The 12932-nt window shown below is 52.7% G+C and carries 11 protein-coding genes; 6 read left to right on the forward strand and 5 right to left on the reverse strand.

The genetic code is table 11. From position 1 onward, the window contains the following. Nucleotides 1-152 precede the first annotated feature (152 nt). A complete protein-coding gene (locus D1646_RS02880) occupies nt 153-329 on the reverse strand; it encodes a hypothetical protein (protein ID WP_160634997.1) in 177 nt (58 codons plus the stop codon). A 111-nt stretch (nt 330-440) separates the two neighbouring features. On the opposite strand from D1646_RS02880, the gene D1646_RS02885 reads away from it, so the two are divergent. Further along, nucleotides 441-731, forward strand: a complete 291-nt coding sequence (locus D1646_RS02885) for a hypothetical protein (RefSeq protein ID WP_160634998.1) — start codon at nt 441-443, stop codon at nt 729-731. A gap of 14 nt (nt 732-745) precedes the next feature. Here D1646_RS02885 and D1646_RS02890 read toward each other — a convergent pair whose 3' ends face one another. Next, nucleotides 746-931, reverse strand: coding sequence for a hypothetical protein (locus tag D1646_RS02890; protein WP_160634999.1), 186 nt, complete (start codon nt 929-931; stop codon nt 746-748). Nucleotides 932-1006: 75 nt separating this feature from the next. On the opposite strand from D1646_RS02890, the gene D1646_RS02895 reads away from it, so the two are divergent. The 5 genes from D1646_RS02895 (at nt 1007) to D1646_RS02915 (ending at nt 8434) form a co-directional block, all read left to right on the forward strand. Then, a complete protein-coding gene (locus tag D1646_RS02895) occupies nt 1007-2437 on the forward strand; it encodes a Wadjet anti-phage system protein JetA family protein (protein WP_160635000.1) in 1431 nt (476 codons plus the stop codon). Further along, complete coding sequence (locus tag D1646_RS02900; RefSeq protein ID WP_160635001.1) at nt 2434-3027, forward strand: DUF4194 domain-containing protein; 594 nt, start codon at nt 2434-2436, stop codon at nt 3025-3027. The genes D1646_RS02895 and D1646_RS02900 overlap by 4 nt, the downstream gene beginning before the upstream one ends. Then, the gene (locus D1646_RS02905) at nt 3020-6346 is read left to right on the forward strand and encodes an SbcC/MukB-like Walker B domain-containing protein (RefSeq protein ID WP_160635002.1); all 3327 of its coding nucleotides are present in this window, start codon (nt 3020-3022) and stop codon (nt 6344-6346) included. The genes D1646_RS02900 and D1646_RS02905 overlap by 8 nt, the downstream gene beginning before the upstream one ends. Beyond that, nucleotides 6343-7548, forward strand: a complete 1206-nt coding sequence (locus tag D1646_RS02910; protein WP_160635003.1) for a Wadjet anti-phage system protein JetD domain-containing protein — start codon at nt 6343-6345, stop codon at nt 7546-7548. The genes D1646_RS02905 and D1646_RS02910 overlap by 4 nt, the downstream gene beginning before the upstream one ends. Before the next feature lie 685 nt (nt 7549-8233). Then, the gene (locus D1646_RS02915; RefSeq protein ID WP_160635004.1) at nt 8234-8434 is read left to right on the forward strand and encodes an alpha/beta-type small acid-soluble spore protein; all 201 of its coding nucleotides are present in this window, start codon (nt 8234-8236) and stop codon (nt 8432-8434) included. A gap of 148 nt (nt 8435-8582) precedes the next feature. Here the strand turns inward: D1646_RS02915 and D1646_RS02920 are convergent, their stop codons facing one another. From D1646_RS02920 to D1646_RS02930, 3 genes are all read right to left on the reverse strand, one after another. Beyond that, a complete protein-coding gene (locus D1646_RS02920) occupies nt 8583-9647 on the reverse strand; it encodes an Mbeg1-like protein (protein ID WP_347565118.1) in 1065 nt (354 codons plus the stop codon). 88 nt (nt 9648-9735) lie between these two features. Further along, nucleotides 9736-12330 (reverse strand): ATP-dependent chaperone ClpB, encoded by a 2595-nt coding sequence (gene clpB, locus D1646_RS02925; protein WP_160635006.1) that lies wholly within the window; start codon nt 12328-12330, stop codon nt 9736-9738. Between the two features lie 230 nt (nt 12331-12560). Further along, a partial coding sequence (locus tag D1646_RS02930; protein ID WP_243153998.1) for a thiamine pyrophosphate-dependent enzyme occupies nt 12561-12932 on the reverse strand: 372 nt, incomplete at its 5' end.

A 12932-nucleotide genomic window follows, 5' to 3' on the forward strand; every position in this document is an offset into this window, starting at 1 on the left:
CGGTAGAAGATGGTGCTTTCAGGGACAATCCCCCGCCCTCGCTTCGCTCGGCTACCCCCTTTCAAAAGGGGGCAAGCGGCTTCGCCGCTTGTTCGCTCCTGCGGCATCACAAGGTGGAACTGCCCCGGTTCGCTCTACAAATTTTCTCTACTTTACGAATTGAAGTCTGTTGAGATAGGGTACTTTGCAGAAAATACTCTAAATACTTTTTCGCAGATCAGCCACAAAATGGCGGCAGAGATGATCCCTGCCGCCGTTTTGCTTATCGTTTGCGTGTATATAATTTCTGGGTTTACGATCTCCATGGCGCTTGTCCAGATGTTGCTCATTCTTCCACCCCATGTCATTTACCAGTAAACCAATATATCGTGCCTTGCAATATTCCCCGATGTATTGCAAGTGCCACCATCTTCACAGTTCCGACAAGGGGTTCATCCTCCATGGGTAAAGTCAGGCAGGGAAGTAGTAAAATTCCTTTGGAGCTTATACCACAAACTGGTGCCCTTGTCAAAAATACACTTGTCCATATTGAAATTCTCCAGTATAATATATTTGTACAGCAGTTCCAGGAGATTGAAGACTACCTGCCCGCCCAGAGGGGCAGAATCCTGGACAGTGCCAACCCGGAGCGGAAGGAGCACCAGATCGCCGCTCTGAAATCGAAGGCTGAAGGGATGATCTCCCAGATGGAGTTTGTCCGCCGGGTAAAGGACCTGTGTTTATATCCTTAATTACAATTCTGGTATCACTGAGTTTTGTCACGCAAATTATCCTGCTGTGAAATTTTTTGATAGATATGAGACAAAGCCTGATCCCACTGTTGGGAGAGCGTTGACCAGTACTCCCATTCTTCATCCGCTAAGTGGTCAGGCGGGGTTCCATCCAGAAAAAACAAATCCTCTAAATCCCGTCTGCGTTCATTGCTGAGCATGATACCACCTCTTCCCCATCATTTTACCCCGCGTTGCAGAAGAAATTCGACGGATTTTCAGAACGGAGGTATGTTTTGCAGCTTTTTGATATCATTCCATGGGACTTTTTCAAGCCGTTGACAGGGGTTAACCGCCGTGAATATGTGGATATCATCACGCTGATTTGGCAGCGGTGCAAGCGAAGTCCGATTTACGGCGAATCAAAAACGATGGTTCTGGATTGGCTGGAAGAATATTTTACCGGATTGAGTCAGGAGATCGCTTTTGACCTGGAGGACCTGTGCAATTCCAAAGGCGAGGAACTGGTTTCTCAGCCGCCGCGTTTTTATGCCTCCATGTTCCTGCGCCGGTTAAAAGATACCGGTTGGCTGGAGGAGCGTGAAGGCAGTTACGAGGAAGAGGCACAAATTGTGGTCAATCACAGGGTCGTTCCCATTATCCGCTCATTTCATGATATCGTCTCGCCGCAGATGGTCACCTATAAGGGAAAGCTGTTCAAGGTTTATAAGCTGCTTCAGAGTATTTCCGAGGAGGAGAGCCCTTATGAAAACATCCTGCGGGAGGTATCGGGCGATTTGGACGAGCTGAACGCATCGCTGCAGCAGCTGGCGGCCTCCATCGGAACGTATATGGATGAGCTGACCTGTGGGAAGACGCCGGAGGAAGTTTTGGCTCTGTTTGAATCTTACGAGGAAAAGGTGGTCGTGGGGGCATATCACCGATTCAAAACCAACGACAATCTCTTTTACTACCGCTCTGAGCTGATGGAACAGCTGGAGCTGTGCCGGACGGAATGCCTGGAGGCTCTAATCCGAGACTTTGTTCTGGTGGAGCAGGTGTCCGACGGGGACGCAAATCTTGCAATTGGCCGGCTTGTCTTCAAGTTGGAGGAGGACCTGCGGGAAATGGAAGAGATTATAAAGGTAATCGATGAGAGACACATACTGTACCGCACCCGCGCCGTTCAGAGAGCCCAATTTTTGCTTCTGTCAGACGGAACCGTCAAGAGTAAAATCAACCGTATCCTGCGCTATTGTGCCGCAACGATTGAGGCGCCTGAGGACTTTTACGATACCGAGGACGAAATCCTGGCATCACTGCCTCAAATGTATTCCCAGGGCTATTTTGACACAAAATCCTTAAAGTCTCCTGTCCAGCCTAGAAGACCCACACCGATCGAAGAATTGCCGGAGCTGGAGGAGGCGGATGCACAGGCTGTTGCAGCACATCAGGCACAGCTGCTGCAATATGCACGGAACGCAGTCACCGCAGAAAATGTAAATCGCTTTGCACATACAGTCCTGAAGCGGCGCCAGGCTGTTACTGCCCGGGAGCTGGCAGAGCAGCACCAAACAGCAGAAGATATTGTAAAAATCATCGGCCTTCACACATACTCTGCCTCCGGGGACCGGACCTTTGATGTAGTTATGAAGCCCAATTTTGTGGAATGTCACGGCCTGCGCTTTCAGGATTTTACGGTCACGAAAAGAGGGGTGTGTATATGAGAAATGAAGTGCGGGAGGAACTGGCAAATTACTTGCTAAACCATTGCTTTGTGATTGGCAACTTAGATTCCACCAGAGAAAAATACTACTTGATTACCAACAACGAGGAGGAATTGCAGACCATATTCCGCCCTTTGGGATATTCTGTTGTCATCAACCGTACGCTGCGGGTTGCGCAGCTGGTCAATCTCCATGAGTGGGGCCGTGTGGAATTTCAAAAATATGAGACAATTCTGCTGCTGATTCTCCGGCTGCTCTATGTGGAAAAGCGCGAAACTCTATCCGTCAGCGAACAGCTGGTGACAGTGACGGTGGAAGAAGTGGAAGCGGAATACAACAAGCTGAATTTGCCCAGAAAGCTGGACCGCCGCACTCTGGAGGCTGCTCTGCGCACATTTAAAAAATATAATTTGGCCCTGGCCATTGACCGCCTGGAAAATTCCTCTGCCCGGATTCAAATTCTGTCGTCTGTGATGCTTGCACTGCCGGAGCAGGCAATCACCAAGGCCTATGCCCAGACCAGGGAATACCTTTTGCAGTATGAGCGGGCGGGTTTTAGTCCTGCTGGGGAGGGATCGTCTGATGATTGAAATGACGCGTCTTCGCCTGATCAACTGGCACAATTTTCAGGACGACTGCATCCCCTTCCGCATGGTGACCTATCTGATTGGTGTCAATGCGGTGGGTAAGACCACCATTATGGACGCCATCCGCTATTGTCTCACCACTAACAAAGACTTTAACGCCGCCGGAAACCGCAAAAGCACACGGACACTTCAGGGGTCCGTTCACGGAAAACAGCGAGGTGAAAATAGCTATCTTCGCCCTGGACATACGGTTTCTTATGTAGGTGTGGAGTTTATAGACCATGAAAGGAATACAACCTTTGTGATTTCGGTCCGAGTTGAGTCGGAAAGCCCGGCGGAGGATCTCCGCCATGTCTCCCAGGACTGGTTTATCACAAAGCCCGGCACACGGCTGGAGGACCTTCTGTTTGTGGACCAAAACCGGCGGCCCTCCAAAAAGGAGGCGTTCAAGGCCTCCGGTTATGGGATGCGCGCCCCTGCCAGTCAAAAGGATGCCAAAAAGTACATATGCCGTATCCTGGGGATCGGCGACTCGGAGTCCAGCCTAGGAAAGAAATTCAACGAAGTGTTCCATATGGGGACATCCTTGAAAGATATCTCGGATATCCGTACATTTATTTACGCATATATCCTGCCGGAGCCTAAAATTCATGTGGAGGCGCTCCAAAGCGATATGCGGGAACTGGAACGCTTTGAGGAGATGCTGCAGGAGGCGCAGCAAAGGGTACAGCATCTTGAAAAAATTGTAGAAAGCGGAAAGCAGGCCCTTGATTACCAGACACAGGTAGAATTCAATGAGGGATTTATTTTGTACGCCCGTTGGAAGAAAAATTTGACCCAGGAGGAGGAATATCAGAAACGGGCAGAGGCGGCAAATCGGGTCCTGGAGCAGCTGGAGCCGGAGTTGGAAACCCTTCGTGAGCGGCAGCAGCAGGCGCAGGACGCACTGAGTCAGGCAATTCAGAACCGGGATGAGAATCCTGAAGTTCAGGCCACCAAGTTCTATCGAGAGCAGGAAAAAGAGCTTTCTAAACAATATCGGGAACAAGTGAGGCGGCAGAGCGATTGGGACGAAAGTTTCAAACAGCTGAAGGGATTCCTCGCCCAAATGAAATCTGCCAGCTTGAAAACTCAGATTAATATTTCGCTGGATGAGTTTGCGGCTCTGCCCCTGGAACGTCAAACGGAGGCGTTGGAGCAGCTTAACACAGCTCTGGTCGAGCTGAGGGAGGAAAGCGCCAACGCCCTCTATCTCTGTCGGAAAGAAAAGGATAATATTGACATGGTGCTCTCCCATGATAAAGGGGAGCTGAAAAAACTGCGGGAAGGGAAAATGGTGTATCCCAAGGAGTCCGAGCTGCTGCGGGAGGTCATCAATGGGGAGTTCCAAAAACGCGGCATGGAGTGCGATGCAAAAATATTCAGCGAGGTACTCTATATGGAGGACGCTGCTTGGCAGGAGTGCGCGGAGGCAGCGCTGGGCTTCCGGCGGTTCGATATTATTGTTTCCCCATCCCATTATCAGGCGGCAAAACAGGTATTTACCAGCTTGGGTGAAAAGGTCGGCGATGTGTCGCTGGTGGATACACCGTCTTTAATGCGGGACAGTCAAAAGTGGTCTCTGCCGGAACCCAATATGCTCGCTTACAAAATCGGAAGCGAAAATCATGTTGCAAGGCAGTATGTCAACTATCTGCTGAATGGGATCGTTTGTTGTGAAGCGGCTTCTGAACTGGAGGATTTTTCCCGCAGCGTTACCCGTGATCTTCTGCGCCACCAGGGTTACCGCCTGCAGCGTATGCGGAAACCTACACTCTATATTGGCATAGATGCACGTAAAAAGCGCATTACATATCTGGAAGCACAGTTAAAAGAAAATGGAAAAAAACAGCTGGAATTGGAGCAGCAATTAAAACGGCTCAAGGATTTTGAGGAACTATACCGCAAATTTGTCTACGATAAGCACTCATCCTGTCTCAGCAGCAATTTGGACGCCCGGCAAAAAGTTGCAGAGCTGAATGAAGAGCTGAACAATGTTCGGGGAAAGCTGCGAGTATATGAGACAAATCCACTGTTAGCTGCTATTTTTGACCACTGTAAGGCCTGTGAAGAGGTTCGGGATAGGGTTGAGAGACAAATTGATGAACAGAAGGAGCGTATTTGGAAGCAAAAGCAGATCGTTACAGACGCTCAAAAGGCCATTACTCAGAATATGATGGATCTGGATGGTTCAAAGGCAGAATGTGACCGGTTTCGATTGGAGCATCCGGAGTTGACGGAAGAACTTGCCAAACGCTATACAGAAGCGGTCCAGACGAAGACGCCGGCGGAAATCGAACATTACCAGATCAATTACCGCACACAGTGCATCAACCAGCGGGATCGCTACATCATTAACGAGCTTCAGCCGCTCCAGCAGAAATATAATGCAGCTTATACCGTTGACTACCAGACCGGCCTGGAGGGACTTCCTGTCTATCAGGATATTTATAAGTCGTTGGTTTCGGTGGAGCTAGAGCGTTTCCTGGAAAATCTGAGGAGGGCCCAGGTGCGCTGTAAGGAGCGGTTTCGGAAGGAGATCCTGTTTCGCATGAAGGATGATATCAGGAATGCGAAATTGCAGTTTAAGGATATGGACCGGGTCATGTCCGAGCTGTCCTATGGAGACGAGAAGTATCATTTTGTGATCAATGAACCCAAGAATAAGGAGCTGGCTGCCTTTTACCAGATCATCATGGATAAAAACAATGTTCAGATCACAGATGAGGGAAGTTTGTTTACCCAGGCGGCCATGAACACACCTGCCTATGAGCAGCAGGTGGACGAGCTGATGGCAAGAATTATGGCGGATGTCAATCAGGCCGCGCAGGACCGTTCTGCTGGAAAGAAAGCGGTCAGCAACCAAATATCCAAATATGTGGACTACCGTACCTTTTTGGATTATGACATTGTAATCGAAAATATTGTGACTGGAATGAAGGTCCCTCTTTCCCAGGTGATGGGTGACAGCAGCGGCGGCGAAAATCAGGCGCCGTTTTATGTGGCAATCTGCGCCTCTCTACTCCAGATTTACCGGCAGAGTCCCAACAGCATTCGCTTGGTCCTGCTGGATGAGGCATTTAACAACATGACCAGCGACCGGATCGAGCCAATGATGAAAATGTTTGCCGCTGCAAGACTTCAGTTGATCCTGATCTCTACTGTTGAAAAATGCAGCGCGATTTTCCCCTACTGCGACACAACTTATTCCATTGTTAAAACCGGAACGCGGGCAATCCTGGCTCCCTTTGAAAGAATTTATGAGGATGAGGACTCCAAATGAACTATACATCTGTCATTTTAAACCGGCTTATTGACATTTATGAACACAGGGGGCTGTTTCGCACTGCGGACAGCAAAAAACATCAGGGTATTTTTCTTTCTGTTGAAAAAACATTTCCGGAATATAACGATCTCTATGATGAAAGAGCATATCAGGAAATCAACGAGGCAATCGAGCATCTTCGTCAGCGCGGGATTCTGCAGGGGAACAAAGATGAGCGGGGACAATACGGAAAACTGCGTTTTCAAATAGAGACAATTGATTTCTGCTATCAATGGACCGGGCGTACAATTCTGGGTGACACGCGCCGGGCCATGCTGGACCAGCTGAACGGCTGGGAAACTGGAGACAGCGAGATTTTGGAGCGGTTTCGGACAGCGCAGATAGAACAGCTCCATAAAAACAAGCCCGTCGGGCACGGGATCGGGGATCAGCCACAGAAGCTGGCGGATGTCCTGCTTGCTCTGTCCGCACTGATGAAGTTAACCTCTGAGACCTATGTGCGCAACTTTTCCAATGCAGTCTTTGGGGATTCCAAGCGTTTCCAGAAAATCCAGGGCTGTATCGAATCAATTCTGTGTGCATACGGCGGGCAGGGCCTAACCCAACACACAGTTCTCAGCGCTTTTAATCTGGTAGATAACCCTACCTATGTCATGTTCAAGGGCCTTTTGCACATCAATATCAACGGACAGGAAATCCATCTTGAAAAAATTCCTGGAGGTATCTCGCTTCCGTCCACGGCAGTCCCGGCCATCCGTAATATATCCATTGAGGGGACCTCACTGATTACAGTGGAAAATCTGACAACGTATCATGATGAACCCGTGTGCCAGAACGCTATCGTCTATTTAGGCGGTTTTCATAACACGATCCGAACAGATTTGCTGAAGCGGATCTATGCCGCCAATCCAGACAAGGGATATTTCCACAAGGGGGACATTGATGTATATGGATTTGTCATTCTTGAAAATCTGAAGAGAAAAACCGGGATCCCCTTCCTGCCGCTGGAAATGGATCTGGATACGCTCAAGGAATTTGAGGCCTGTCACCTGATAAAGCCGCTGAACGCCTCGGACCGCAAGATGCTGCATATTCCCCAGCTTTCTCCTTATCAGGAGATCCTCACATATATGGAGCAGCATGATTGCAAGGCGGAACAGGAGTCACGTCAGGCATTGCGTCTGCTTCACAAGAAATAGAGCTTATTGTTATTTATAGTTCACTAACGATTCATGTAATACGCATACCTGTGCCTCATTTCGTGCTATACACATAAGTACCTCAAAGTAAGTCTCAACCTCATAAAACGGAAATAATACAGCATTAATACGTACAGGTATAGCGCAGCATTCGATTGTACGTATTAATGCCGTATTATATCACATAAGCATATCTTTTGCCTGTGTGCTGAAAAGCCCAGACAAAACACCATATATCGAAAAATCTCCTTGGCACGTCGGATATCTTGTGGTATTATCCAAGCTGTAATTGATTGTCTGTGCGTCATGGTAAAAGTCCGTGGAAAGGCCGCTGGTCTGTTGGCAGATGTAAGAGCTGCATTGCATATGTTATTAAGCTTGTACGCTTCAGCTGATTGAGGAGTGTCAACGCCAATCTGAAATTGTAAGAAAACGCCGAAGAAATAAGGTGAAGGACGTGTTGAGAAGTAAGTATGCACGCTAGAAGTCCATTGGACCGCTGGCTTTTTATATACACTATGCAGCTGACAACCGGCGAATAGAATCAGGTAAAAATGACTTGCTTTAACAAAAATAGGCAGGACGCAAAACAAGTATATCTCCGTCATTCAAGGCAAAGCTATGTGTGGATGTTCCATCCGACAAAAGTAAAAAGAAACAGATGAATGAAAAGGAGAGACGAGTCATGTCTAACAGCAACAGCAATAAGATTATGGTTCCCAATGCCCGCGAGGCTATGAACAAGTTTAAGATGGAGGCCGCCAACGAGGTCGGCGTCAACCTGAAGCAGGGCTACAATGGCGACCTGACCAGCAAGCAGGCCGGCTCCGTGGGCGGCCAGATGGTCAAGAAGATGATCGAGTCCTACGAGAACGGCATGAAGTAAATTGACCGTTCGGTCTAAGTGTTCAGTGAACTACGGCGGGGTTCTGCGGTCTGTTAGGAAATGATGCTGATATTCCGGCGATTTTTCCTAGGCACCCAGCCAAACAAAACAATTCCTCCGGCTCGTCCGGAGGAATTGTTTTATATATTCAGCTCAATGCACGCAGGGCCGCTCCCACCAACCCGGCCAGAGAGGAACCCAGGGTTAAGAGATCCTTGGGGTCGGTGCTCTTGATAGAACCCAGGATGGCGGCCAGATGTTTGGGTTCCAGGGCCTGCTGAACTGTTTTGGCGTCCCCGGAGGAAAGCAGCTGGTAGAGGGTATCCGCCGCTGCCTCCCGCTGCTCGCGGGTCAGGCTGGCCAGCCAGCTTTTCAGCGTGCGGTCAATGATGCGGCTGTCGGCATCCACCTCCTCCAGCTGGATAAAATCGGCCCCCAACACCTGCCAGGAGTAGAGATCATGCTGAAACAGCCCCTCCTGGTCACTGAGGATAACGGTGTGGGTCTCCTCATGGGCCAGCAGCAGTCCCACTACTGAGGATTTCGGCACAAAGCTGCGGATACGGGTTAGCAGCTCATGATATCCGGGCTGAGAGAGCAGGTAGGGCGTAAAGCCGGGACTATCGAAGGAGTAAATATCCTTGATCCGGTCCCGGATTTTCGCGGCGCACAGGGAAGCACCTGCCGCCGCCAGGTTGCCGCCCTTGGAGTGTCCCGCCAGCCGCAGGGGCCCGGAGAATCCGGCGGCAATGCTCTGGATGTACTCTGCCGCCTCCAGCTGGGCGGGGACCACATCCAGAAAGGACAGATTGAAGTCCTCCTTCCAGCCCACCAGAGTGCCGTCGGTCCCTCGGAAGGCCAGACAGGCGGAGCCGTCCCCCGGCAGGACTGTCAGTGCGGCAAACTGGGTCTCTTCCTGGGGGACAAAGCGGTCTATGTAGCGGCACAGTACCATGGGGGCAAATCGAGGGGCCTCTGCCAACGCCTGGAGGAGCTTCAAATCCTCGTCGCACCGGCAACGGCCCCGCCGCTCCGGCGGCAGGGACAGGTACCGCAGGGCGGTCTCCCCCAGGGGAACGGCCTGCTGCCGTCCGGCGGGGACCAGACCGTCAAAATGGATATAGGACAGCGCGGACAGAATCAGCGCGTCCACCGGACAAAAGGGGACCTGGACCAGAGACAGATCCCCGCGCCAGGCCAAATAGTCCAACACATTTCCCAAATGTACTCCCTCCTTTTCTCCATTCTATTCAACGTCAGAAAAAGCGCCTCCTCTGACCGGTGCAGAGGAGGCAAAGACGTTAGAGGACAACGAGGACCCCATCTTGGGCGTCCACAGTGAGGCTGGCGCCGGGCTCCACCTGATTGGCAATAATTTTTCGGCCAATGAGGGTCTCCACCGTGTGCTGGAGGTACCGCCGCAGAGGCCGGGCCCCGTAGATGGGGTCGTAAGCGGCCTCAATGATCTGCGCCTTGGCGGCGGGGGTGAGGACTGCGGTAAGCTGCTTATCGGCCAGGCGCTTGTTCAGGCCGTCCAGCAGCAGGTCGATGATATGGGTTATATTCTCCTTGGTCAGGGGCTTGTAGAAGACAATTTCATCCAGCCGGTTGAGGAACTCCGGGCGGAAGGAGCGCTTCAGCAGCTGATTGACCTGGTCCCGGGCCTCCTGGCTGATCTCGCCGTCGGGACCGATGCCGTCCAGCAGCGCCTGGCTGCCCAGGTTGGAGGTCAAAATCAGGATGGTGTTCTTAAAATCCACCGTCCGGCCTTGACTGTCGGTAATTCGGCCATCGTCTAATACCTGGAGTAATACATTGAACACGTCGGGATGGGCCTTCTCTACCTCGTCAAAGAGGACCACCGAGTAGGGTTTTCTCCGCACTGCCTCGGTGAGCTGGCCTCCCTCCTCGTAACCCACGTAGCCCGGAGGCGCGCCAATCAGCCGGGAGACGGAGAACTTCTCCATATATTCGGACATGTCAATGCGCACCAGGTTCTTCTCGCTGTCAAACAGGGCCTGGGCCAGGGTCTTGGCCAGCTCTGTCTTGCCCACACCGGTGGGCCCCAGAAAGAGGAAGGAGCCGATGGGCTTATCCGGGTCGGCGATACCGGCGCGGCTTCTCAAAATGGCCTCGCTGACCAGCCGCACCGCCTCGTCCTGGCCCACGACCCGCTGGTGGAGGATATCCTCCAGGTGGAGCAGCTTTTCCCGCTCCCCCTCCATCAGCCGGGCCACGGGGATACCCGTCCATCGCTCGATGATGCGGGCAATCTCCTCCTCGGTCACCTTGTCCCGGAGGAGAGAGCGGGCCTTACCGGCGGCGGCAGTCTGCTCCTCCGCCTCCAGCGCCTTTTTCAGCTCGGGGATACGGCCATATTGCAGCTCGGCGGCCTTCTCCAGGTCGTACTCCCGCTGGGCCTTCTCCAGGGCGGCGTTGGCGGACTCCAGCTCCTCCCGCAGCCTCTGGACCTTGCCAATGGCGCCCTTTTCGTTATCCCACTGGGCTTTCTTGGCATTAAACTCGTCCCGAAGGTCGGACAGTTCTTTTTGAATTTCCGCAAGATGCTCCTGGGACAGCTTGTCGGTCTCCTTTTTCAGGGCCGCCTCCTCAATCTCGTGCTGGATAATTTTCCGCTGAATCACATCCAGCTCGGTGGGCATGGAGTCCATCTCAGTGCGGATCATGGCGCAGGCCTCATCCACCAGGTCGATGGCCTTATCGGGGAGGAAGCGGTCGGAGATATACCGGTTGGACAGAGTTGCGGCGGCAATGATAGCCCCGTCGGTGATTTTGACCCCGTGGTACACCTCGTAGCGCTCCTTCAAGCCCCGCAGAATGACAATGGCGTCCTCCACGGTGGGCTCGTTCACCATCACCGGCTGGAATCTCCGCTCCAGGGCGGCGTCCTTTTCAATATACTGCCGGTACTCGTTGAGGGTTGTGGCCCCAATACAGTGCAGCTCCCCCCGGGCCAGCAGGGGTTTCAGCAGATTGCCCGCGTCCATGGAGCCCTCGGTCTTGCCCGCCCCCACAATGGTATGGAGCTCGTCGATGAAGAGGATGATCCGCCCCTCCGACTTCTTTACCTCGTTGAGGACGGCTTTCAGGCGCTCCTCAAACTCCCCCCGGTACTTGGCTCCGGCAATCAGGGCCCCCATGTCCAGGGAGAAAATGGTTTTGTCCTGCAAGGAGGCGGGTACATCCCCCTTCACAATCCGCTGGGCCAGTCCCTCGGCAATGGCCGTTTTGCCCACGCCGGGCTCACCGATGAGGACGGGGTTGTTCTTGGTCTTCCGGGATAGGATGCGGATCACATTCCGGATCTCGTCGTCCCTGCCGATGACCGGGTCCAGCTTGTTCTGCCGGGCCCGCTCCACCAGGTCGGAGCCGTACTTTTTCAGGGCATCGTAGGTCTCCTCGGGGTTGTCGGAGGTAACCCGCTGGTTGCCCCGGACCTGGGCCAGGGCCTGGAGGACCTGCTCCTTGGTCAGGCTGTAGGTGCGGAAAAGCTCCTTCAGGGCGGCGTTGGGGTGGGCCAGCAGCCCCAGAAGGACGTGCTCCACCGAGATATACTCATCCTTCATGGCCTTGGCCTCCTGCTCAGCCGCCTGGAGAGCCCGGTCCACATCCTGGGAGACATACACCTTTCCGCTCTCCCTGCCAGAGCCTGACACCTTGGGCAGCCGCTCCACCTGGGCCTGCACCGCCGCCTCAAAGCTGGGGATAGTCATCCCCATGGCGGTGAGCAGCTGTGGAATGAAGCCCTCACTGTCCCCCACCAGGGCCAGCAGCAAATGGGGCTGCTCAATCTGCTGATTGCCCCGCTCCAGGGCAATATCCTGGGCTCCCTGGATAGCGGCAAGGGATTTCTGCGTAAACTGATTCATGTTCACAAATTAACACTCCTTTCATGGAACAGCCTGCGGTATGCTTGTAGTATAGGCCCCTCCGGCGAAAAAAGCATGAACAGAGTGTGAATTTTTAGCACTCTATAATTGAGAGTGCTAAAAACAGGCAGTTCTGCCTGCATGACAAAAAGCGGGCGTCCAACCGGACGTCCGCTTTTCTATGGGGGAAAGAAGAAAGAGAGAAAAAGTTTGTAAATTTAGGAGGCCGGGGTCGTTTACTTGGCGTTGTGGGACTTGGAGTGGCTGGGGGCGACATACTGGCCGTTCTCCTTCTTGATCAGCTTGCCCTCCTTGACCAGCTCATTGGGGCTGTAAATGTCGTTGATGTTCCAGCAGCCGGGGGTGGGCACCACAATGTTCTCCATGGGGGCCTCCACCAGGAAGGGCTTGCCGGCCTTGTTGGCGGCGATGGCCTTCTCCATGGCGGGCAGGAACTCCTCGGCGGACTCGCAGCGGATGGCGTCCACGCCGTAGGCCTTGGCCACGTCAGCCCAGCAGGGGCTGTAGGTCTCGCCGTCGGGGGTGTGGAACTTGGTGCCGAAGAAGGTGTGATAGTTGGCGTTCTCCAGGCCGGCGATGGTGCCGAA

It is taken from the genome of Pseudoflavonifractor sp. 60 (assembly GCF_009911645.1).
Taxonomy (GTDB): domain Bacteria; phylum Bacillota; class Clostridia; order Oscillospirales; family Oscillospiraceae; genus Lawsonibacter.

Coding starts and splice junctions, on each gene's coding strand:
- D1646_RS02880 (WP_160634997.1), bottom strand. CDS start 329: ATGAGCAACATCTGGACAAGCGCCATGGAGATCGTAAACCCAGAAATT.
- D1646_RS02885 (WP_160634998.1), top strand. CDS start 441: ATGGGTAAAGTCAGGCAGGGAAGTAGTAAAATTCCTTTGGAGCTTATA.
- D1646_RS02890 (WP_160634999.1), bottom strand. CDS start 931: ATGCTCAGCAATGAACGCAGACGGGATTTAGAGGATTTGTTTTTTCTG.
- D1646_RS02900 (WP_160635001.1), top strand. CDS start 2,434: ATGAGAAATGAAGTGCGGGAGGAACTGGCAAATTACTTGCTAAACCAT.
- D1646_RS02905 (WP_160635002.1), top strand. CDS start 3,020: ATGATTGAAATGACGCGTCTTCGCCTGATCAACTGGCACAATTTTCAG.
- D1646_RS02910 (WP_160635003.1), top strand. CDS start 6,343: ATGAACTATACATCTGTCATTTTAAACCGGCTTATTGACATTTATGAA.
- D1646_RS02915 (WP_160635004.1), top strand. CDS start 8,234: ATGTCTAACAGCAACAGCAATAAGATTATGGTTCCCAATGCCCGCGAG.